A 22,188-nucleotide genomic window follows, 5' to 3' on the forward strand; every position below is an offset into this window, starting at 1 on the left:
GGTGGCAAGACCGCTGGTTGGTTTCCACTTGCGCTTTCGGCGATGGCGACGCAGCTTTCGGCGATCAGCTTCATTTCAGCACTAAGGTTTCGTAGGATTGCGCGAAAATGGCGGGTTGAAATGGCTGACTTACGAGTTTGGTGTCCCGCTCGCGATGTTGTTCGTGATACTTACGATAGGTCCAGCCCTCTACCGTAGCGGCGTCATTTCGGTTTACGATTTTCTCGAAAAGCGTATCGGAACTTCGACCCGTTTTCTTATCAGCGCGGCCTTTCAAATTACCCGCAGCTTCGCCACCGGCATCATGGTCTATGCCATGGGGCTAATCCTCGAAGCCGTCATGGGCGTTCCCTTCTGGCAATCGGTCATCATAATCTCCGTGATCACCATTATCTATTCGCTGCAGGGCGGGATGAAGGCGGTGATCTATTCGGACGCCATTCAGATGGCGCTGATCGTGTTTGGCTTGCTGGTGTGCGGCGCGGTGGCCGTGAACGGCGTTGGTGGAGTCTCGGAAGTCTTCGCCGCCAGCGATCCCGCGCGCCTGCAAGCAATCGACATGAATGCATTTGGATTTGGCGATGAATTCGGTTTCTGGCCAATGCTGCTCGGCGGCTTTGTGCTCTACTGTTCTTATTACGGGACCGACCAAAGCCAGGCTCAGCGCATTCTATCGGCGCGCAACGAAGGCGACGTCCGACGGTTGCTGATGGCAAACGGCATGCTGCGTTTCCCGCTGACCCTTCTCTACTGCCTTGTAGGATTGGCGATCGGCGCACTGGTTGCGAGCGATCCCGCAGTGCTCGCCCAAATCCCCGAAGGTCGAGCGGACTACATGATGCCGATCTTCATTCTCAATTACTTGCCGCATGGGCTGATCGGTCTGCTGGTAGTGGCGATCTTGTCGGCAGCGATGTCGTCGCTATCGGGTGCAATCAACTCACTTGCCGCAGTCACGGGCGACGATCTTGCGCGCATGGGCTTCAAACCGAAGGACGAGCGTGCTGCTGTTCGACGCTCGCGCATCCTCGCGTTCTTCTGGGGGGCATTGATCCTCGCCTTCTCTACCATGGGCGGCTCGATCGCACCAACAGTGATCGAAGCGATCAATAAGGTAGGTTCGGCGCTTTACGGACCAGTCCTTGCAACGTTCCTCCTCGCTCTGTTCATGCCCGGGATCAGGCCGTTGGCTGCAAACATCGCTCTCTTGATCGGCGGTGGCCTGAACTTACTTCTGTGGGCCTTCGTGCCTGAACTTTTCTGGATGTGGTGGAACCTGATCGGACTTTTGGTCACTGGATCGCTGGCGCTTGTTCTTGGCAATCTGATGCGCCCTTCCGAGAAACTCTCGCTCTCTCCGGGTGGCACAGCCATCGTGCTAAGCCGTGAGGATGGGCGCAATACAATCATGCTTGTTGGCTATTTCGCCATCATCGTCGCGATCAGCGCATCCTTCGTCTTGGTGTCGACATGATCGGAAAGAACGAACTTCTTCGCCTCTTCCAGCGGGGGTGGAATCCGCAGGGGCCGAGCAATCTCTCTCAACTCGGCTTCCTGCGGATGAGCCGTCGGGGCGCACCATCGTGCTAGGTTGCGGCAAGGCGGCGGCGGCAATGGCGGAAGTTGCGCACGCGTCGTTGAAAGGCGAGGTGATCGGGTGCGTCGTCACGCGATATGGTCATGGGGCCCAACGGGCGACGGGGAATATTGAAGTCGTCGAAGCCAGCCATCCGGTGCCCGATGAAGCAAGCCGTCAAGCCGGTCGCAAGATTCTGGATTTGGCGGAAACGGCTGGCCCGGAAGACCGAGTCATCTTTTTGATTTCCGGAGGCGGATCTGCCCTTCTCAGCGCCCCGGCGGCAGGACTGAATCTCTACCAGAAAGCCGAGATCACCGATTTTCTAGTGAAGTCCGGTGCGCCAATCCAGGAAATCAACCTCGTGCGGCGACACCTTTCGGCTATCAAGGGGGGCAGGCTGGCATCGGCTGCGGGGGCTCGCGGCGCCGAACTCTTGACCTTTATCATTTCAGACGTGGTTGGCGATGACCCTGCCAATATCGCCTCTGGACCCACGGTTTACTCCCCTCCTGCTCCGGATGATGCACTCGCAGTTTTGCAGCGATATGGCTTCAGGAAAATCCACTGGATCGAGCATATCATCCGGGACGCTGCGCAGATCAGACAGATAAGCCATCCCACCAACGTTATTGCGACGGCGAAAACGGCACTATTCGCTATCGACGACTATGCTCGGACACTCGGCTGGGACACACATTGGCTTGGGGCAACGCTTACCGGCGATGCGCGCGAAATTGGCCAGCATCACGCCGAGTTTATTACTCGGTTTGCCAAGCGACCTGGGCGTCATCTCTTCCTGTCTGGGGGCGAGCTTACCGTGCGCGTCAACAATCCGGATGGGCGGGGTGGCCCCAATGCAACCTATCTCGCAGCCTTAATGCAGCATTTGCCACCGGAGATTCACGTCGCGGCACTCGCCGGGGACAGCGACGGGATCGATGGTAGTGAGGACAACGCTGGTGCCTGGTTCGATCCGCAACATCGCGCCTCGCCGGAAGAGTGCGAAGAAGCGCTCGATGCAAATCTCAGCTACGAACTTTTTCGGCGAACCGGTGGGCTGGTCATGACCGGACCGACGCGGACCAATGTCAACGATCTGCGAATTATTGCGGTGGAGGGGAGCGCATGACCATCGTAAAAGGCACAGAGCAAGATGCAGAAGCTCTTGAGGCAGGGCTTCTGTCATCACTGCGCGCCGAGCTACCTCAGGCTCCGAACGAGAAAATCATCTTGGTTGCAAGAGATGCTCATGGCGAGACTCGAGGCGGTGTCGTGGCGTCCACATCGTATGGATGGATTCACATTGAGGTGCTTTGGGTTCGAGAAGGCGAGCGTGAAAGAGGCGTTGGCACGTCATTGGTAAACGCAGCCTTCCAAGAAGTCAAACGCCATGGCTGCCATGCCGGATGGCTTGATACATCAAACCCCAAAGCCAGGCGGTTTTATCAGAATTTGGGTTTCGAAGTCTTCGGAGTGATCAAGAACTCAGCGGTAGACGAGCCTTCAGATCATGCTCGCTACTTTATGCAGCGCTCGATTAAACAGGGGGTATCTCGTGGAAACTGAGCACAATCTTGATCAGCAGGCGCGTGACATCCTGATCCGCAATGATCGCGGCGGGTACAACGTTCCGACACATGGCCTCTATCCATTCCAATGGAATTGGGATTCTGTTTTTGTTGCTTTGGGTTTCGCGACCTTTGACCGCGAACGGGCGTGGTGCGAACTGGAAACGCTAGTTTCAGGTCAGTGGGACGATGGGATGATCCCGCACATTATCTTCCATCAAGACGATGATGGCTACTTTCCGGGGCCTGATGTTTGGCAAACTGGTAAGTCGCCAGAGACTTCTGGAATCACCCAGCCTCCTGTCCTCGCCAGCATCGTACGGCAATTGTGGGAGCAGGAGGGTGGCGGTCCCTCGCATGAGCGGATGCGGAACCTCTACAAGGCCTGTCTTGCCAGCCACCGCTGGTTTCACGAGTATCGCGATCCGCTGGGCAATGGCCTCGTCATGGTCGCGCATAACTGGGAAACAGGGCGCGACAATTCGAGCGAATGGGACGATGCGCTGGCCCACGTCGATACGTCCAATGTCGGTACTTACCAACGTCGCGATACCGGCCATGTCGATGCCGACATGCGCCCCAAGCAGGAAGAATATGATCGCTATGTAGCGATTTTGCAATTCGGACGTGAATGTGGCTGGGATCACCGCGAGATCGCCGATAACGGGCCATTCCGCATGGTGGATGTCGGGATATCGATGGAGCTTCTTCGGGCTAATCGAGACCTACTGGTCATGGCCGAGGCGATTGGCGACAGTGAAACGGTAACAGAAATCAAAGCCCGTATTGCGCTTTCCGAAGAGGGAATGGACTGGCTTTGGAACGACGAGGTCGGTGCTTATTGCAGCCGCGATGCGACAACCCATGAAAGCAGTGGACTCGTCACCAATGCCAGCTTTTTGGCGTTTTATGCGGGCGTCGGTTCTGATAGCCGGCGAGCCCGACTGCTTGCTGCATTGAAACGACTGACTAAGACCTCCAACTTTCTCGTTCCAAGTCTTGAAGCGGGAAGTCGGGCCTATGATCATATGCGCTATTGGCGCGGGCCGATCTGGCTTGTCGTCAGCTATATGATCGCTCGCGGACTTTATGAAGCGGGTCATGCCAATTGGGCAGAGCGCATCCAGGCGGATTCCGCGAAACTGATCGAAAAATCGGGGTTCTATGAGAGCTTCAGTCCCGAAACCGGTGCAGGCACTGGCGGAGACAATTTTTCTTGGACCGCCGCGATGTGGCTCGCTTGGTGCTCGGGCGCGCAGAACCGAAATGAGGCGAGAGCATGACCGAGGCACCGCTTTTCGCAGCGATCGAATTTGGCGGAACCAAGACCGTGGTTGCGGTCGGTCACGCAACGGGCGAGGTGCTCGCATCTGAAACATTGCCCACTGTCGAACCTGCACGTTTGCTTGAAGAGGTCTATCGCTTCTTTTCCTATCAGGATCGCTGGACAGGCCAATTGGCAGGGCTCGGAATCGGTGCGTTTGGGCCAATTGCGATCAATCGCAAGGATCCGAAATACGGCCACTTGTTGGAAACCAACAAACCGGGATGGAGCGGATCTCGATCTAGCCGGGGAATTGACCAAACGGTTTTCCATGCCGCAAGCGCTTCTGACCGACGTTGCAGCGGCTGGTATCGGCGAGGCCACCAAGGGGGCGTTGTTGGATGTCGAGACAGGCATCTATCTGACAGTCGGTACAGGCATCGGCGGCGTGATCCTTTACAATGGCCAGCCGCTACCAGGATTAATGCACCCCGAACTTGGACATTTGCGAGTCGAACGCCGGAATGGTGACACGGCGCCTTCAACATGCCGTTTTCATTCTTCCTGTGCTGAAGGGCTTGCCGCAGGTCCGGCAATCATGGCCCGCTTTGGAAAGCCATTGAGTGACTTTGCAGCAGATAGCAATGAAGTCGCGCTGATTGGAGACTATCTTGGTCAGCTGATGGCTAACTTGGTCCTTACAGTGTCTCCGGAAAGGATCGTTGTCGGTGGCGGCGTATCGCAATGCAAGGGTCTGCTGGAGCGGGCGGAGCTTTCCTTGCGCATCCGACTCAACGGCTATGGAGCGAGTAGTATCGCCGAGACGGCTTTCATCGTACCTCCTGCTCTCGGCGGGAATTCGGGCATTGTCGGCGCTCTAATTTCGGCGGGTCGCGCCGCCCAGAGCGCATCTGACGAGCATTCGAGACGGAGTGCCTGATGCTAGAAATCCTCGACCGTCATTTCGTCAAAAAGCCATGGGGCCGCAACGATGTTCCTTCCGAATTCGGCATGGTCGATGGGAAGCTGGGAGAGGTATGGTTCGACCGGCGGGGTCAACCACTGCCGATCCTCGTCAAATGGCTTTTCACCTCCGAGCGCCTCTCAGTGCAAGTCCATCCGAACGACGAGCAGGCTCAAGCTCGCGGGCTAACCTCAGGAAAAGAAGAATGCTGGATCGTAACTGAAGCCGATGAAGGCGCGACACTTGGTATCGGTTTAACCGGACGATTGACGAGCGAGGAACTGCACGAAGCTTCGCTGTCGGGTGAGATCGAGCAGTTACTCGACTGGAAACCGGTGAAGCCTGGCGATTGGTATTTCATCCCTGCGGGAACGGTTCATGCAATAGGAGCAGGGATCCGGCTCGTTGAAGTCCAGCAGAATGCCGACGTCACCTACCGCCTGTACGATTACGGGCGTCCGCGCGAGCTGCACCTCATCGATGGGGTCGCCGCATCGAAAACCACTGCTTACCGGGGGCCAAGCGGTGTTTTGCAAAACGCAAACGGGCTTAACCGTGTCTTTGAATGTCGGCATTTCTCGATACAGCACGTTGAAGGTCGGTCTGTTCGTTGTGATAGCGGAGAATGGGTGCAGGTCATCCCGATAGCTGGCGAACTTCTGGTCGATGGACAAGGCCTATCTCCGGGTCATGTCGGCTATGGCAGGGTCACGGACTTACGATGCATCGGCGAACGTTCGGCAGCGCTTGTAGTTCGAACGAAATAGGGATGAGCGCATCGATTTTGGAGGCGGTTCTAGCGCGTTGTAGTGCAGGACAACAATATGATCGTCTGCATGCTCTGACGCAACCCGTCCACTCAGGCTGCTTCGGTGCAACTCTCTCAAGTCTTCGAACCACAAGGCCTGAGGTGATGCAAGGTGAAATTTGGCGACAGCCGAACGTCTGCTTCTACGCGATCAAGCCGTGAACTGGACAGCCGGCCTACAGCTCCGATCCCGACATTCCTTTCTTCCTTTTCGCTACCCTACGACATCCACAAATCCTTGTTGCCTGACGGCAGTCTGATGTCTTTTTGATCTGCCTCGTAAGCGCAGCCGGCGGTCGGTTGCTCCAATCCGAGGCAACCCATGAGCGTCATTCCGATCCGATCCGAAGCATCGTCGCGCGGCGCGCGCATGTTGCGTACTGCGCTGGGTGCCGAAATCGCCGACTGGCTTGAAGAGCCAGCGGTGATCGAGGTCATGCTCAATCCCGATGGCCGCCTGTGGATCGATCGTCTAGGTGAAGGCCTTGCTGCCACCGACTGCGTGATGAGTGCTGCGACAAGCGAACGGATCATCCGGTTGGTTGCGCATCATGTTGGCGCGGAGGTCAATGCGGGCGCACCCCGCGTCTCCGCTGAACTCCCGGAAGGCGGCGAACGCTTCGAAGGTTTGCTGCCGCCTGTCGTTGCCGCTCCCAGCTTTGCCATCCGCAAGCCTGCGATCGCAGTGTTCTCGCTGGCCGACTACGTGACGGCGGGCATCATTACTGAGTGGCAGGCTCAAGCGCTTGCCGGTGCCGTCGCGGCGAAGAAGAACATTCTGATCGTTGGCGGCACTTCGACCGGCAAGACCACGCTCACCAATGCATTGCTAGCCGAAGTCGCATCCACGTCCGACCGTGTGGTTCTGATCGAAGATACGCTGGAGCTGCAATGCGCAGCGCCCAATCTCGTGTCGCTGCGGACGAAAGACGGCGTCGCCACTCTGTCCGACTTGGTTCGTTCTGCTCTACGCTTGCGGCCTGACCGTATTCCCATCGGCGAAGTTCGCGGCGCTGAAGCGCTCGATCTCCTCAAGGCCTGGGGCACCGGTCATCCGGGCGGGATCGGCACGATCCATGCCAGGTCAGCGCTCGGCACGCTGCGGAGGCTTGAGCAACTGATTCAGGAAAGCGTGGTCACCGTGCCGCGCGCACTGATCGCCGAGACCATCGACATGATCGCCGTGCTCGTCCGCGATGGCACCGGACGTCGTCTTGCCGAACTGGCCGAAGTGCGCGGCCTCGATGCGAACGGCGAATATGTCCTTGCACCCCTTGCACCCACATCAGGAGAACCCTCGTGACCCACATCTTGACCCGCGCTTGTTTGGGGGCGCGCTCGCGCCTGTCCGCCCTTGCTCTTGGCAGCTTCGTCGCACTCACCATCGCCTGTCCCGCCCATGCCGCTGGCTCGTCCATGCCATGGGAAGCGCCGCTTCAGGCGATCCTCGAATCCATCCAGGGTCCGGTCGCCAAGATCGTCGCGGTGATCATCATCATCGCCACCGGGTTGGCGCTCGCCTTCGGCGACACATCGGGCGGCCTCAGGCGGCTCATCCAGATCGTCTTCGGCCTGTCGATCGCTTTTGCCGCGTCTTCGTTCTTCCTGTCCTTCTTCTCCTTTGGCGGCGGAGCTTTGGTGTGATTGGGGGTCTGATGGAAGCGGGTGCATCCAGCCTCCCGAATGGCTTCGCAGTTCCCGTTCACCGGGCGCTGACTGAGCATATGCTATTGGGTGGCGCCCCGCGCGGTCTGGCAATTGCCAATGCAACGCTTGCTGGCGCAATCGGGCTTGGATTACAGCTCTGGGTCGCCGGACTTGTGTTCTTCGCGATCGGTCACGCGGCGGCCATCTGGGCCGCGCGGCGCGATCCGCAATTCGTGGATGTCGCGCGGCGACATCTGCGCTTTCCCGCGCATCTGCAGGTTTGAGCCATGCTGAGCCTGCGCGAATATCGAAACAAGGCCGACCGGCTCGCAGACTTCCTCCCGTGGGCGGCGCTTGTCGCGCCCGGCATCGTGCTCAACAAGGACGGCAGCTTCCAGCGCACTGCGCGCTTTCGGGGGCCGGACCTCGACAGCGCGACCCCTGCCGAATTGATCGCGACAACGGCGCGCCTCAACAGCGCGCTGCGGCGTTTGGGATCGGGCTGGGCGATCTTCGTCGAAGCGGTGCGCCGTCCGGCACTAAACTATCCAGCCTGCGAGTTTCCCGATCCGTCTTCGGCTCTGGTCGAACGCGAACGCGCGGCCCAGTTCGCCGAGGAAGGCGCACATTTCGAGAGCCGGTATTTTCTCACCCTCTTGTGGATGCCGCCCGCCGAAGACGCAGCACGCGCGGAAAGCTGGCTCTATGAAGGCAAGGCAGAAAAAGGCATCAATCCGCGCGAACTTCTCGAAGGATTTGCCGACCGGACCGATCGCCTGCTGCGCCTGTTCGAAGGGTTCTTTCCCGAGGCCCAATGGCTCGATGATGGCGAGACACTGAGCTATCTGCACAGCTGCATCTCTACCGGGGCGCAAAATGTGCGCGTTCCCGAAACGCCGATGCATCTCGATGCACTCCTCGCCGATGAGCCGCTGACCGGCGGTCTCGAACCACGGCTCGGCACGGCCCACCTGCGCACGCTGACCGTGATCGGGTTTCCGAGCGCGACCTTTCCCGGCCTGCTCGACGAATTGAATGCCCAAGGCTTTGCCTATCGCTGGTCGACCCGGGCGATCATGCTCGACAAGTCCGACGCGACCAAGCTGCTCTCCAAAATCCGCCGCCAATGGTTCGCCAAAAGGAAATCGGTGGCCGCGATCCTCAAAGAGGTGATGACCAATGAGGCCTCGGTACTGGTCGACAGCGACGCCGCCAACAAAGCCGACGATGCCGATACTGCACTTCAAGAATTAGGTGCCGACCATGTCGGGCTGGCATTGGTCACGGCAACGGTCACCGTGTGGGACGAAGATCCGGCGCTCGCCGCCGAAAAGCTGCGCCTTGTCGAGAAGGTCATCCAGGGCCGCGATTTCACCTGCGTGACCGAAGGCATGAACGCGATAGAAGCCTGGCTCGGATCGCTGCCCGGCCAAGTCTATGCGAACGTTCGCCAGCCTCCCATCTCGACATTGAACCTGGCGCATATGCTGCCGCTTTCGGCAGTCTGGGCCGGGCCGGAGCGCGACGCGCATTTCGAGGCGCCGCCGCTCTTCTATGCGAGGACCGAAGGCTCGACCCCGTTCCGCTTTTCGCTCCATGTCGGCGATGTCGGACACAGTCTGGTGGTCGGCCCGACCGGGGCGGGCAAGTCGGTGCTGCTCGCGATGATGGCGATGCAGTTTCGCCGCTATCCTCGCTCGCAGATTTTCGCGTTTGACTTCGGCGGTTCGATCCGCGCGGCCGCGCTCGCCTGCGGCGGTGATTGGCAGGATCTGGGCAATTCTCTGACCAGTTTTGGCCTTTCCGAAGACAGCGAAGAGGCGGTCCTGCTGCAGCCGCTCGCGCGAATCGACGAACCGGCGGAGCGCAATTGGGCCTCCGAATGGCTCCGGACGATCCTCGTTGGCGAAGGCATCACGGTCGATCCCGTCACCAAGGACCACCTCTGGTCGGCACTGACTTCGCTCGCGACTGCTCCTGTTGCCGAGCGCACGCTCACCGGCCTTGCCGTGCTGCTGCAATCGCAGCCGCTCAAGCAGGCTTTGGCACCCTATTGCATCGGCGGGCCATTCGGACGGTTGCTCGATGCCGAGAGCGAGCGGCTCGGCGAAGCGAGTTTCCAGGCCTTCGAGACCGAAGGGCTGGCTGGATCGGCGGCGGCGCCCGCTGTGCTCTCCTATCTCTTCCACCGGATCGAAGGATGGCTCAATGGCTCGCCCACACTCATCATCATCGATGAGGGTTGGCTGGTGCTCGACAGCCCGGCATTCGCCGCGCAATTGCGCGAATGGCTCAAGACACTGCGCAAGAAGAATGCGAGCGTCGTCTTCGCAACGCAAAGCCTCGCCGACATCGAAACCTCAGCGATGGCTCCTGCAATCATCGAAAGCTGCCCGACGCGCATCTTCCTTCCCAATGACCGGGCAATCGAACCGCAAATTCTCGGCATCTATCGCCGCTTTGGCCTGAACGATCGCCAGATCGAAATCCTCAGCCGGGCAACACCCAAGCGCGATTATTATTGCCAGTCTGCGCGCGGCAATCGCCTGTTCGAGCTGGGTCTCGGCGAAGTGGCGCTCGCATTCACTGCCGCGTCTTCCAAGAGCGTCCAGCTCGCCATTTCCCGCATCGCCCAAGAGCATGGCCGCGCTGGCTTTGCCGCCCATTGGCTGAAGTACCGCGGGCTCGAATGGGCTGCCGACCTGCTCGGCGGCGATGCGCCAACATCCAATCCCCCAAACCCACCAAAAGGAGACCTGAAATGACCCGTCTAAGAATTGCCCGCAGCTTCGCCGTGGGGGCCGCACTCGCCTTGGCGGGTTCCAGCGCTTTGGTATCGACACCCGCGCATGCCCAGTTCGGCGGGGTCGTCTATGACCCCTCCAATTATGCGCAGAACGTGCTCACCGCCGCGCGGACGCTGGAGCAGATCAACAATCAGATCCGTATGCTGCAGAACCAGGCGGATTCGCTTATCAATGAAGCGAGGAACCTCCAGAGCCTGCCGCTGACGATCGTGCAGCCCTTGCAGGACCAAATCCAGCAGACCCAGCAATTGCTGAACGAAGCACAGCGCCTCGCCTACGATGTCCGCAAGATCGAGAGCGCTTTCGACCAGCACTACAAGAACATTCCGCTGGGTGCCTCGCAGCAGGCGATGGTGACAAGCGCAGAAACCCGTTGGCAGAACGGCGTCGCCGCCTTCGAGGACGCACTGAAGGTCCAGGCGGGCACCGTCGCCAATATCGATGGTTCGCGCGAAGCGATTGGCAGTCTGGTGAGTGCCAGCCAGTCCGCCTCAGGCGCCTTGCAGGCCGCCCAAGCCGGCAATCAGCTGCTGGCGCTTCAGGCACGCCAGCTTTCCGATTTGACCGCCACACTTGCAGCCACAGGTCGGGCGCAGGCGCTCGACGCTGCCGAACGCGCCGCTGCCAAGGCACAGGCACGCGAGCAGTTACGGCGGTTCCTCGCTACTCGTCCGCGCTACACGCCGGGCGCAAATCAGCGCCGCGGGAACTAGACACTCATGGATGGCAAGCTCCTTGCGCGGATCGGTGCGGCCGTGTTCGTCGGCATCGCGCTCGCCATGACCCTTGTGCAGATGCGCGAGGAGCCTGCGCCGCGCGATGAACCCATGCGAAGCGTTTGGGTGCCCGATGGCGATCCGCTTCCTGCGCAGCTGCGCGCCTGCGCTCAGATGGGCGAACGCGCCCTGTCTTCACCCGATTGCCGCGCGGCCTGGGCCGAAAAGCGGCAGCGCTTCTTCGGCGTAGAACACCCGGAGGCGTATTCCGGGATCGATACCGATCTCGCTTCGCCCATGGCAGGCTTCCCGGCCTCCACACAGCCTGAGGAGGACTGACATGGGCGGCACCGGTGTTGTCGATCGTTTCCTCGCGATCTTCTCTCAATATATCGACAGCGGTTTCGGTCTGCTTTCAGGCGAGGTCGCCTTTATCGCGACCACGCTGATCGTGATCGACGTGACGCTCGCCGCGCTGTTCTGGAGCTGGGGCGAGAACGACGACATCCTTGCCCGCCTCGTCAAGAAAACGCTCTTTGTCGGCATCTTTGCATATATCATCGGCAATTGGAGCGCGCTCGCCAATATCGTCTTCAACAGCTTTGCCGGGCTCGGCTTCAAGGCCAGCGGCTCCGGGCTCGGAGCGGGGGAATTCCTGCAGCCCGGACGGGTCGCGCAGGTCGGGATCGATGCCGCCTGGCCGCTTCTTGAATCGATGGCCGATTTGCTTGGCTATGTGAGCTTCTTCGAGAACTTCCTGCAGATCGTCATTCTGCTGATCGCTTGGGCGGTGGTTGTCACGGCCTTCTTCATCCTCTCGATCCAGCTTTTCGTCACGCTGATCGAGTTCAAGCTGACGACGCTCGCAGGCTTTGTGCTCATTCCGTTCGGTCTCTTCGGAAAAACCGCTTTTATGGCCGAGCGCGTGCTCGGCAATGTGGTCTCCTCGGGCATCAAGGTACTCGTGCTCGCCGTCATCATCGGCATCGGCTCGACTCTGTTCGCAGAGTTTACCAGCGCCATTCCCGGCGAGCCAACCATCGAAGATGCACTGGCCATCGTGCTCGCCAGCCTGACGCTGCTCGGCCTTGGCATATTCGGTCCGGGCATCGCCAATGGGATCGTCGCAGGCGGGCCGCAGCTCGGCGCAGGCGCTGCTGCAGGAACGGCTTTGCTGGCAGGCGGCGCAGCCGTCGGCGGCGTTGCAGGGGCCAAACTCGCTGGTGGTGTTGCGGCCAGCGCAGCCTCCTCTATCGCACAAGGAACTTCGCGCGCCGCAGGCGGTGCGAGCATGGCTTATGCCACGGGCTCTGCCGGAAAAACCGGCGGTGCAGCGGTCGCAGGCGGTCTGGCCGGGGTCGGCCGCGCCGCAGGAGGCGCGGTCATGTCGCCACTGCGCAATGCGGCTTCACGCGCAAAAGGCAGTTTTCGCGAAGGTGCACGCGCCTCAGTCGCCAATATGGGCGAGCCGGATCGCGCCCGCCCCCGATGCACCTGCTCCCGATGCCGGATTGCCGAGCGCTCCGCCCGCCTGGGCCAAGAGCATGAAGCAGCGCCCGAGCCTCGGACATTCGGCATCGCTGGCCGCGCACACGGTGCGTGCCGGCGACGGCCACGGCGCAGGCTCGTCCATCGACACCAAAGAGAAGGATTGATTCTAAAATGTTCAAACGCCCCTCAATCCGATACGGCAAGACGCCTCAGCCCGAGACACCCTATCAGCGCGCTGCGCAGGTCTGGGACGAACGTATCGGCTCGGCACGCGTCCAGGCGCGCAGCTGGCGCTATGCTTTCTTCGGCGCGCTCGGACTTTCCGCCATTCTGACTGGCAGTCTTGTGTGGCAGAATGCGCGCGGCACCATCGTCCCTTGGGTGGTCGAAGTCGACAAGCTCGGCGAGGCGCGCAGCGTCGCGCCTGCCGATGCCGAGTTCGCGCCCACCGATCCGCAGATCGCATTCCATCTCGCCCGTTTCATCGAGCATGTCCGCGCCATCCCCGACGACGCAATCGTCGTGCGCGAGAACTGGCTGAGGGCCTATGATTTCGCGAGCGACAGAGGGGCGCTGGCGCTCAATGACTATGCGAGGCTCAATGATCCTTTTGCGATGATCGACCGCGAACAGGTCGCGGTCGATGTCACAAGCGTGATCCGCGCTTCATCCCGCAGCTTCCGGGTAGCCTGGGTCGAGCGGCGCTACCGCGACGGTGCGCTGGCCGAGACGAGCCGCTGGACTGCGATCCTTGGTGTCACAGTCCAGCCTCCCCGCAGTCCCGATACACTCGTCAAGAACCCGCTCGGCATTTTCGTTACTTCCATCAACTGGTCAAAGGAGCTCGGCTGATGTCCCGTCCGCCACACTCACGCAAGATCGCTTTCGTCGGTCTCGCTTCCCTCGCTTTCGCAGCGCCGGTTCAGGCAACGCCTGCACCACAGGCGCAGGCTATGGCCGTTCTCATCGGCGCTCTCCTGCGCTCGCCGCCCCACATTGCGCAATCGCCTCTTATTTTGACGAACTCGCTATCGCGGCAGGCCTCCCCCACTGCCGCGCGCCGCTCCCCTGGCTCCGATCCCGACCCCGACCCCGAGAGCCAAGTGGGAGCGGCGAATGATTCCGCCCGCGTCGAGCCTGAGGATGCAGGGTTCGACAATGCCATCCAACGCTATGCCTATAGCGAGGGCGCATTGTTCCAAGTCTACGCCAAGCCCGGCCAGGTGACTGACATCGCGCTCCAGGAAGGCGAGAAGCTGGTTGGTCCCGGCCCGGTCGCAGCTGGCGATACGGTGCGCTGGATGATCGGCGATACGCTGAGCGGTTCGGGGGAGACGACGCGCGTGCATATCCTCGTCAAACCAACCCGCCCCGACATCACCACCAACCTCGTCATCAACACCGACCGGCGCACCTATCATGTCGAACTGCGCGCCAATGCGCGCGTCTATATGGCCTCGGTCAGCTGGCACTATCCCGAAGACGAGGTGATTGCTCTGCGCCGAGAAGCAGCAGAGGAAGCGCGCACCGCACCGATTGCCGAAGGATTTACGGTCGAGAGCCTCAATTTTGCTTATCGCATTTCCGGCGACAAGCCCGACTGGCGACCCATCCGCGTGTTCGATGACGGACGGCGCACCTTGGTCGAATTTCCGCCTGACATTGCCCAAGGGGAAATGCCGCCCTTCTTCGTTATCGGCGAGGAGGGCGAGGCCGAACTGGTCAATTACCGCGTGAACGCTCGTTACTTGATCGTCGACCGCCTGTTTCACAAGGCGGAACTGCGGCTGGGTGCAGGGCGCAGGCAGATCCGGGTCAAAATCACCAATCGCGCGAGGGACAGATCGTGAGCGGTGAGGCCGAAACGGACCGAGCCGAAGACGCCGAATCTATCACGCGCCTTCGCGGGGAAAGCCCTCGCGTGGTGCGGCTTTCGCGAAAGGCAATCGGCGTCGCCAGCGCAGTAGGATTGGCTCTGGTAGGCGGTGCACTGATTTTTGCGCTGCAACCGGCGTCGCAAGAGGACGGAGAAGAACAGTTCAACACCGATGGTATAGCGGTTGCGGATGGGCTGGCATCTGCGCCTCAAGACTACTCCCAAGTGCCGCAACTCGGGCCGCCGCTGCCCGGCGATCTCGGCGAGCCTATCCTGAATGCACAGGATCGCGGAGCCGTAGCCAAACTGCCGCCGGTGGGTGCGCAGCCGCCTCCACCGCAGGGTATCAGTCCCGAGGAAGCAGCGCGCCGGCAGCTCGAACAGGAACGCGAAGCTGCAAGAGGCAGTCGCCTGTTTTTCGGCGGCGGATCGACCGCGGCCAGTGCCGCGCAGGCGTTGCCTGCAGTCCCGTCAGCTCCGGCACTCGGCCAGGCGGCGGCTCCTATCGCTCCGCCGTCCTTTCTCGATCGTCCTGCCGAACGCCGCACCGCTTCGCTTGAGAGGCTTGAGGCCGCGCCTTCACCGACGCTTTTGCAAGCCGGATCGGTCATTCCGGCCGCGCTGATCACGGGCATCCGCTCCGACCAGCCCGGCCTCGTGACCGCGCAGGTGACCGAGAATGTCTATGACAGCCTGACCGGGCGGCGACTGCTGATTCCGCAGGGTGGGCGCTTGATCGGCGACTACGAATCAGATGTCGGCTTTGGCCAGCGCCGCGTTCTTCTGGCCTGGAACCGGCTGATCCTGCCCGATGGCCGCTCAATCGTGCTCGAACGCCAGCCCGCGGCCGATCCCTCCGGCTATGCTGGACTGGAAGACGGTGTCGATTATCACTGGGGCGGCGTATCGAAAGCTGCGTTTGTCTCGACGCTTCTGGGCATCGGCAACGGACTGGGCTCCGGCGGCGATGGCGACCTGGTGCGCGCTTTGCGGCGTGGCAGTCAGGAAAGCGTGGGACGCGCAGGCGAACAGATCGTTGCGCGCGAACTCGATATTCGCCCGACGCTGACGATCCGTCCCGGCTATCCGGTGCGCGTTTTGGTGACCCGTGATATCGTGCTGGACGGCGGCGCATGACCCGACTCAAGCTTTCCGACATCACCGATGAGAAACCGATCAAGCTCTCTATCGAGCTACCCACGCGGTTGCATCGCGATCTCGTTGCCTGCGGTCTGGTGCTCAACGGCGGCGACGCCCGCGGCGCACCTCAACCAGACAAAGTGATACCGCCAATGCTGGAGCGCTTCATTGCCACCGATCACGAGTTTGCAAAGGCGCGCAAACAGGCTCAGCTTGCCGCCGACAGCGGATAGCGCTCATTGATCAGCTTGAAGAACCGGGCAAGTGCCGGATTGTCATTGTCTTCGCGCCACCAGGCGTAGAAGTCAAGATGTGCAAAACCTACCGGCTCTGAAATCTCGCGAAAAGCAGTATCGTTGCGACGGGAGCCGGTTGCGCTTTCGGGAACAATTGTCAGAAACTTTCCGTAGGGCACCATTGCGGCAATCGTTTCGCTGCTTGTATCTTGGGTGACTATCTGAGCGTTGAAACCATGGCTTCCAAGCCGTTTTCGGATCTGTTCGGAAATCACCGGGCCCGAACAATCACTAGGCATTACGAACACAGAATTGCGTAGATCAGTCCAGAGAATCGTTTCTTGATCAAGTAGTGAGTGTTCTTGCGGCAACACGACCATAAGCCGCTCTGACCATAACCAACGTTTGAAAATACCGGCTTCTTCGAGCGGACCCGGATCGATTGCGATGTCAACGATGCGCGCTTGAAGGTTTGCTATCAGGCGATCTGGGCCAGCCTCCATGGCATCCAATTGGATATCCGTAAAACCTCCTAACATATCACCAAGCAGCAAACGCAGATTTCCGGTTGAAAGCGACGCTGAAAAACCAACCATCAAGCGGCCTACCTCGCCGTAACGAACTGCCTTGGCGGTTGCCTGAAGGTTATCAACATCCCTCACTATCCTGCGCGCGACTTCCAGAAATGCTTTTCCAGAGTCGGTTGGCACGACGCCGCGCGTAGAGCGCTCGAACAACACTATCCCCAGGCGGTGCTCTAGCGCCGAGACCTTCTTGCTCAGGGTCGACTGCTTGACGTTCAGGTGTTTGGCGGCGCGAAGAAAGCTGGTCTTCTCAGCTGCAGTCACCGCAAAGCGGAGTTGGCGAAGGTCTAGAGGCATGCGTATCTCTTTGGCGCTTGACTAGTGAGTTCAGAATTTCGTTTTTGCCCAACCAGTGAATTCTTTGTTTGCCTTGATGACCTTCCTGACAGACTCTTGATAGCTGGGGCTGTTGTGATCGACGTCGAGGCCGCGCCACTTCGCTTGATGATCGAAGGCGGTGTCCTTCATGTGTTGAAATCTTGTCTTGAACTCTTTGTGAAGTTCGGTGTTTCCTAGCTCCCTGAAATACTGATCGGCGGTCTTTTGTATTTCAAAGATCGTCTCCCACGCTTCTCGGCGAAGTGCGGCCAACTCCCTGCGAAAACCCTCATCGTCCCGCGCCTCATTTTTCCCAAGAGCGCCTTGAAGCTCAGCGAGCCTATCGATTTCTTGCCTCAACTGCTTGGCTGTCGCTTTTCCTCCCGGATCAGTCCTCATCCTTTGTTCCCCACTTTTTCTTGATCCGCCATGCGTGCAACAGTGGTTCGGTATAGCCGCTCGGTTGCTCGACGCCCTTGAAGATCAAATCTTTCGCCGCCTTGAACGCGATCCCGCCTTCATTACCGCTGAGTGGTTCGTAAGAGGGATCGCCCGCATTCTGCGCATCGACTTTCTCCGCCATCCGGCGCAGCGAATCCATGATCATATCCTCGCTCACCACGCCGTGATGCAGCCAGTTCGCCATATGCTGCGATGAGATACGCAGTGTCGCACGGTCTTCCATCAGGCCAACGTCATTGATGTCTGGCACTTTGGAACACCCCACCCCTGCGTCAATCCATCGCACGACATAGCCGAGCAGACCCTGACAATTATTATCAAGCTCTTCGCGCAGCTCGTCCTCTGACCAATTGGTGCCCTGCGCCAACGGGATCTGCAGCAAGTCATCGACCGATGGAATGCCGCCCAGCCCCTTTTGAATCTCAAACACATCCGCCTGATGATAATGCAGCGCGTGCAGCGTCGCGGCGGTCGGCGATGGCACCCACGCGGTATTCGCGCCGGCCTTCAGATGGCCGATCTTCTCAACCAACATCTGCCCCATCAGGTCCGGCGCGGCCCACATTCCCTTGCCGATTTGCGCCTTGCCAGACAGGCCGTGCTTAAGGCCGATGCCTACATTACGTGCCTCGTACGCGGACAGCCACGTGCTGGTCTTCATCTCAGCCTTGCGGATCATCGGGCCTGCCTGCATCGATGTGTGGATTTCATCGCCAGTGCGATCAAGGAAGCCGGTGTTGATGAAGACGATACGATCCTTCACCGCCTCAATGCAGGCACCAAGGTTCGCACTGGTCCGGCGCTCCTCATCCATCACGCCAACCTTGATCGTGTGTCGCGGCAGGCCGAGCAGATCTTCAACCGCGTTGAACAGGTCGTTGGTGAAGGCGCATTCTTCCGGCCCATGCATCTTGGGCTTCACGATATAGATGCTGCCGTGGCGCGAGTTACCGTATCGAGCGTGCTCTTCAACATCGATCGTGCTGATCGCGCTGGTGAACACCGCGTCCATAATGCCTTCTGGCACTTCTGAACCATCAGCGAGGCGGATTGCCGGATTGGTCATCAGATGCCCGACATTGCGGACAAATAGCAGGCTTCGACCGGAAAGGCTGTGCGCCTCGCCATGACGGTCAGTATAATCCTTGTTTCCGGCGAGCTTGCGGGTCAGCGTGCTGCCGCCCTTCTCAAAGCTTTCCTCCAAGTCGCCGCGAATGACACCCAGCCAGTTCGTATATGCGAGCAGCTTGTCCTCCGCATCAACCGCCGCAACCGAGATCCTCACAATCGGCAATAGTGGTCAGCGCGCTTTCGCAGATAATGTCAGCGATACCGGCCTTGTCGGTCTTACCCACAGGGTGCTGGCCATCGAACACAACTTCGATATGCAGACCGTTGTTTTTGAACAGTAAGCCTTTCTCAGTTCTGCCAACATACTGGCTTTCATCTTGCAGCTTGCCGTCATTCTCGTCAGCCAGATCAGCCCAGCTCTGATCGACCAGCGGCAGCGCAACATCAAGAAAACGTCGTCCCTTTGCGATCACCGCATCGCCGCGTTCCTTGTCATACCCACCTGGCTTGGCTGGTGGGGCATCGAGCGCATCGGTGCCGTAAAAGGCATCATAGAGACTGCCCCAGCGCGCATTGACCGCATTGAGCAGGAAGCGCGCATTGAGAACCGGAACGACTAGCTGAGGGCCCGCCATGGTGGCGATCTCGGCATCGACATTCTGCGTGCCGATCTGAAAGTCGCCGGGCTCTGGCACCAGATAGCCAATCTCTTGCAGAAACGCCTTGTACGCCGCCCTATCATGCGGCTGTCCGGAGCGTTCCTGATGCCATGCATCGATCTTTGTCTGTAGGTCTTCGCGTTTCGCGAGCAGCGCGGCATTGCGCGGCGCAAAGTCTGACAGCAGTTTCGTAAAGCCATCCCAGAAAGCGACCACATCGCGTCCCAGCGGCTCAAGCACCTCTTGCTCCAGAAATTCGGCAAGATTGGTATCGATCTGAATCCTCGAACGAGGGGAAAAAGCAGTCACGCTAAAATACTCTGTCCGGTCGTTTTCCAGTCTTTCAAAAAGCCCTCGATGCCCTTGTCAGTCAGCGTGTGATTGAAGAGTTGCTGGATAACCTTTGGCGGAGCGGTCATAACATCGGCGCCGATCTTTGCGCTTTCCAGCACGTGGATCACATGCCGCACGCTCGCGACCAGGATTTCTGTGCCGTAATCGTAGTTGTCATAAACCAGACGGATATCTTCGATCAGTTCCATTCCGTTGAAGCCGTTGTCATCGTGCCGCCCGACAAACGGGCTGATGAAGCTCGCCCCGGCCTTGGCTGCAAGCAGCGCCTGATTGGCAGAGAAACACAGCGTGACGTTGACCATTGTACCGTCGCTGGTCAGCGACTTGCAGGTCTTCAGGCCATCAATCGTCAGCGGCACCTTGATGCAGACATTGTCCGCGATCTTGCGCAGGACTTCTGCCTCTTTCATCATCGTCTCATGGTCCAATGCGACAACTTCGGCGCTGATCGGACCGTCAACGATATCGCAGATTTCCTTCGTCACTTCCATAAAATCGCGACCCGACTTGGCGATCAGTGTAGGATTGGTGGTGACGCCATCGAGGAGGCCGGTTGCGGCGAGTTCTTTAATGTCGTCGAGTTCGGCTGTGTCTGCAAAGAATTTCATTTTTGTACCTTTGAATTTAGATGATTCTGTATCCGTGCGACGACCTGCTCGGGTGTCAGTCCGAATTGCTCAAAAAGCTCTTTGGCGGACGCGGATTCACCGAAAGGATCGACGCCAAAGATCAAGCCCTCATCTCCGACAATCGGTCGCCAAGGATCTGGCAACCCAGCCTCGATCGCGACTTGGAGCGCGGGCAGTGTCTTGTGTGTTGATTGCTCGGAATCGGAGCGGGCCACACGGTCGAGACGGGGAACCGAAAAGACCTCGGTTTTGACCCCTTCCTTCATAAGGTGTTCTCCGGCCTCTATCGCCAAATGGACTTCGGATCCGCTTGCAAAAATTCTCACATCCGCAGGCTCTTGGCACGAGGCAACTCGATAGGCTCCATTGGTGCTAAGGTTCTTGTCTGCATGAACGCGGAACTGAGGGAGATTCTGGCGAGACAAAACCAAGGCGGTCGGCCCGTCACTGTTGAGTGCCATCTCCCAACATTCGGCGACCTCGACGGCGTCTGCAGGCCGCAAGACCTGTAGGCCAGGAATTAGGCGCAGGCTGGCCAGATGCTCAACGGGTTGGTGGGTTGGTCCGTCCTCACCCAAACCGATGGAGTCATGCGTGAAGACGTAGATCACTCGAAGCCGCATTAGGGCTGACAAGCGGATCGCTGGGCGGCAATAGTCGCTAAACACCAGAAACGTTCCGCCATAGGGTGTGTATGCCCCGGACAGAGCTATACCGTTCATTATTGCGGCCATAGCGTGTTCGCGCACTCCGTAACGGATATAGTTGCCTGACCTAATTTCGTTGCTGAAGTCCGAGTGATGATCCGTTCTTGTGCCGTTCGATCCGCTCAAGTCAGCCGAACCTCCAACAAGCGAAGGCATTTCAGGGACGATGCTTTCGAGCGCGTTCTTGGACGATACTCGTGTCGCTTGCGGATCTGATTGTGCCAAAGCAACGGCGCGCAGCGATTCGACAGCCTCCGTTGAGAGAGCAGGCAACTGCCCCTGTTCAATAGCCTTAAGGCGAGAGCGAACCTTGCCGTTCTCGGCAGTTAGGCGGCTCTGCCAATCCCGATGCAAATTTGCGTTGCGACGCCCTACTTCGCGCCACATTTCCAAAAGCCTGTTGGGGAGATGAAACGGTTCTGATTCCCAGCCTACGAGTTTTCGTAGTCCGGTCACTTCGTCAGGCCCCAGCGGCGCACCATGAATGGCAGCCTTGCCGGCTTTAGTCGGTGCGCCAAACCCAATTTTGGTTTTGCAGGCAATCAGGGTAGGTCGACATGCATCTTTGGCCTGAAGAAGCGCCTGATTGACCGACGGCTGGGAATGCCCATCAACTTTGATGGTGTTCCACCCGTAAGAAGAAAAGCGTGACAGAACGTCTTCCGAGGACGTGATTGAGATCTTTCCGTCGATGGAAATTGAGTTGTCGTCGAACAAGACCGTGAGGTTGTCGAGTTGTAAGTGACCAGCAAGCGCGGTCGCTTCATGGCTAATGCCTTCCATCAGGCAGCCATCCCCTGCGATAGCGAAGACGCGATGCGACGCGATGTCGGACTCTAGCTCAGCGCGGAGCTTTTTTTCAGAGATCGCCATACCAACGGACGTCGCGAAGCCTTGGCCAAGAGGGCCCGTAGTGCATTCGATCCCTGCTGTGTGGCCGTGCTCAGGGTGTCCAGGTGTAAGGCTGCCTTTCCGACGCAATGTCTGCAACTGCTCAAGGCCCATCTCCGGAAGACCGATCAAGTGAAGTAGTGCGTAGATAAGCGCCGATCCGTGCCCTGCAGAAAGGACAAAGCGATCGCGAGCAGCCCATTGCGGGTTTTGCGGGTCAAATCTGAGATGGTTTGCAAACAGGACGGTCGCTGCATCCGCCATGCCCATGGGCATACCGGGATGGCCCGATCCGGCATTTTCGACCATATCGGCGCATAGCACCCGCAACATGGTCGCCATTTCAGTCAGAGATTGTTCGGCTTTTTCCACCCTTACTCCTTTCAGAATTCTCTCTGGCCTAGCTTTGATTAAACG

At 59.2% G+C, this 22,188-nt stretch carries 20 protein-coding genes and 3 pseudogenes; 18 read left to right on the plus strand and 5 right to left on the minus strand.

Annotation, left to right across the window (positions count from 1 at the left end):
• Positions 1–97: 97 nt before the first annotated feature.
• The 18 genes and pseudogenes from ACZ1GM_RS02560 (at position 98) to ACZ1GM_RS02645 (ending at position 16,093) form a co-directional block, all read left to right on the plus strand.
• Complete coding sequence (locus ACZ1GM_RS02560) at positions 98–1,474, plus strand: sodium:solute symporter family transporter (protein ID WP_472677629.1); 1,377 nt, start codon at positions 98–100, stop codon at positions 1,472–1,474.
• Positions 1,392–2,708: a glycerate kinase type-2 family protein gene (locus tag ACZ1GM_RS02565; RefSeq protein WP_472677630.1), complete on the plus strand. Its 1,317-nt coding sequence runs from the start codon at positions 1,392–1,394 to the stop codon at positions 2,706–2,708. The genes ACZ1GM_RS02560 and ACZ1GM_RS02565 overlap by 83 nt, the downstream gene beginning before the upstream one ends.
• Positions 2,705–3,145: a GNAT family N-acetyltransferase gene (locus ACZ1GM_RS02570; RefSeq protein ID WP_472677631.1), complete on the plus strand. Its 441-nt coding sequence runs from the start codon at positions 2,705–2,707 to the stop codon at positions 3,143–3,145. The genes ACZ1GM_RS02565 and ACZ1GM_RS02570 overlap by 4 nt, the downstream gene beginning before the upstream one ends.
• The gene (locus tag ACZ1GM_RS02575; protein WP_472677632.1) at positions 3,135–4,430 is read left to right on the plus strand and encodes an MGH1-like glycoside hydrolase domain-containing protein; all 1,296 of its coding nucleotides are present in this window, start codon (positions 3,135–3,137) and stop codon (positions 4,428–4,430) included. Before ACZ1GM_RS02570 ends, ACZ1GM_RS02575 begins: the two co-directional genes overlap by 11 nt.
• Positions 4,427–4,633: pseudogene (locus ACZ1GM_RS02580) on the plus strand (ROK family protein); the annotation flags it as partial. The gene ACZ1GM_RS02575 and the pseudogene ACZ1GM_RS02580, both read left to right, overlap by 4 nt.
• Positions 4,623–5,351, plus strand: a complete 729-nt coding sequence (locus tag ACZ1GM_RS02585) for an ROK family protein (RefSeq protein WP_472677633.1) — start codon at positions 4,623–4,625, stop codon at positions 5,349–5,351. The pseudogene ACZ1GM_RS02580 and the gene ACZ1GM_RS02585, both read left to right, overlap by 11 nt.
• Positions 5,351–6,142: a type I phosphomannose isomerase catalytic subunit gene (locus ACZ1GM_RS02590; protein WP_472677634.1), complete on the plus strand. Its 792-nt coding sequence runs from the start codon at positions 5,351–5,353 to the stop codon at positions 6,140–6,142. The genes ACZ1GM_RS02585 and ACZ1GM_RS02590 overlap by 1 nt, the downstream gene beginning before the upstream one ends.
• A gap of 363 nt (positions 6,143–6,505) precedes the next feature.
• Positions 6,506–7,486 carry a P-type conjugative transfer ATPase TrbB gene (trbB, locus tag ACZ1GM_RS02595; protein WP_472677635.1) on the plus strand — a complete coding sequence of 327 codons (981 nt, stop codon included), beginning with the start codon at positions 6,506–6,508 and terminating at the stop codon, positions 7,484–7,486.
• Positions 7,487–7,509: 23 nt separating this feature from the next.
• Entirely contained in the window at positions 7,510–7,827 is a 318-nt protein-coding gene (locus tag ACZ1GM_RS02600) for a TrbC/VirB2 family type IV secretion system protein (RefSeq protein WP_472678611.1), read from the plus strand.
• An 11-nt stretch (positions 7,828–7,838) separates the two neighbouring features.
• Positions 7,839–8,114: a VirB3 family type IV secretion system protein gene (locus tag ACZ1GM_RS02605; RefSeq protein ID WP_472678612.1), complete on the plus strand. Its 276-nt coding sequence runs from the start codon at positions 7,839–7,841 to the stop codon at positions 8,112–8,114.
• A 3-nt stretch (positions 8,115–8,117) separates the two neighbouring features.
• A complete protein-coding gene (gene trbE / locus ACZ1GM_RS02610) occupies positions 8,118–10,595 on the plus strand; it encodes a conjugal transfer protein TrbE (protein WP_472677636.1) in 2,478 nt (825 codons plus the stop codon).
• Positions 10,592–11,350 (plus strand): P-type conjugative transfer protein TrbJ, encoded by a 759-nt coding sequence (gene trbJ, locus ACZ1GM_RS02615; RefSeq protein WP_472677637.1) that lies wholly within the window; start codon positions 10,592–10,594, stop codon positions 11,348–11,350. Before trbE ends, trbJ begins: the two co-directional genes overlap by 4 nt.
• Before the next feature lie 6 nt (positions 11,351–11,356).
• Positions 11,357–11,692, plus strand: a complete 336-nt coding sequence (gene trbK-alt / locus ACZ1GM_RS02620) for a putative entry exclusion protein TrbK-alt (protein ID WP_472677638.1) — start codon at positions 11,357–11,359, stop codon at positions 11,690–11,692.
• Between the two features lies 1 nt (position 11,693).
• A pseudogene (trbL, locus tag ACZ1GM_RS02625) lies at positions 11,694–13,008 on the plus strand (P-type conjugative transfer protein TrbL).
• A gap of 7 nt (positions 13,009–13,015) precedes the next feature.
• Positions 13,016–13,696 (plus strand): conjugal transfer protein TrbF, encoded by a 681-nt coding sequence (trbF, locus tag ACZ1GM_RS02630; RefSeq protein WP_472677639.1) that lies wholly within the window; start codon positions 13,016–13,018, stop codon positions 13,694–13,696.
• A complete protein-coding gene (gene trbG, locus ACZ1GM_RS02635) occupies positions 13,696–14,694 on the plus strand; it encodes a P-type conjugative transfer protein TrbG (protein WP_472677640.1) in 999 nt (332 codons plus the stop codon). The genes trbF and trbG overlap by 1 nt, the downstream gene beginning before the upstream one ends.
• Entirely contained in the window at positions 14,691–15,857 is a 1,167-nt protein-coding gene (locus ACZ1GM_RS02640; protein WP_472677641.1) for a TraB/TrbI/VirB10 family type IV secretion system protein, read from the plus strand. The genes trbG and ACZ1GM_RS02640 overlap by 4 nt, the downstream gene beginning before the upstream one ends.
• Entirely contained in the window at positions 15,854–16,093 is a 240-nt protein-coding gene (locus ACZ1GM_RS02645; protein WP_472677642.1) for a DUF2274 domain-containing protein, read from the plus strand. The genes ACZ1GM_RS02640 and ACZ1GM_RS02645 overlap by 4 nt, the downstream gene beginning before the upstream one ends.
• On the opposite strand, the gene ACZ1GM_RS02650 is transcribed toward ACZ1GM_RS02645, so the two are convergent.
• From ACZ1GM_RS02650 to tkt, 5 genes and pseudogenes are all read right to left on the minus strand, one after another.
• Positions 16,069–16,977, minus strand: a complete 909-nt coding sequence (locus ACZ1GM_RS02650; protein WP_472677643.1) for a LysR family transcriptional regulator — start codon at positions 16,975–16,977, stop codon at positions 16,069–16,071. The two genes, ACZ1GM_RS02645 and ACZ1GM_RS02650, sit on opposite strands and share 25 nt — an antisense overlap.
• A gap of 30 nt (positions 16,978–17,007) precedes the next feature.
• Positions 17,008–17,397, minus strand: coding sequence for a hypothetical protein (locus tag ACZ1GM_RS02655; RefSeq protein ID WP_472677644.1), 390 nt, complete (start codon positions 17,395–17,397; stop codon positions 17,008–17,010).
• Positions 17,387–19,499 (minus strand): annotated as a pseudogene (locus tag ACZ1GM_RS02660) (malate synthase G). Before ACZ1GM_RS02660 ends, ACZ1GM_RS02655 begins: the two are co-directional and overlap by 11 nt.
• Entirely contained in the window at positions 19,496–20,152 is a 657-nt protein-coding gene (fsa, locus tag ACZ1GM_RS02665; protein ID WP_472677645.1) for a fructose-6-phosphate aldolase, read from the minus strand. Before fsa ends, ACZ1GM_RS02660 begins: the two are co-directional and overlap by 4 nt.
• Entirely contained in the window at positions 20,149–22,143 is a 1,995-nt protein-coding gene (gene tkt / locus ACZ1GM_RS02670) for a transketolase (RefSeq protein ID WP_472677646.1), read from the minus strand. Before tkt ends, fsa begins: the two co-directional genes overlap by 4 nt.
• Positions 22,144–22,188: the final 45 nt, after the last annotated feature.

This window comes from Qipengyuania sp. JB2-7 (assembly GCF_055693485.1).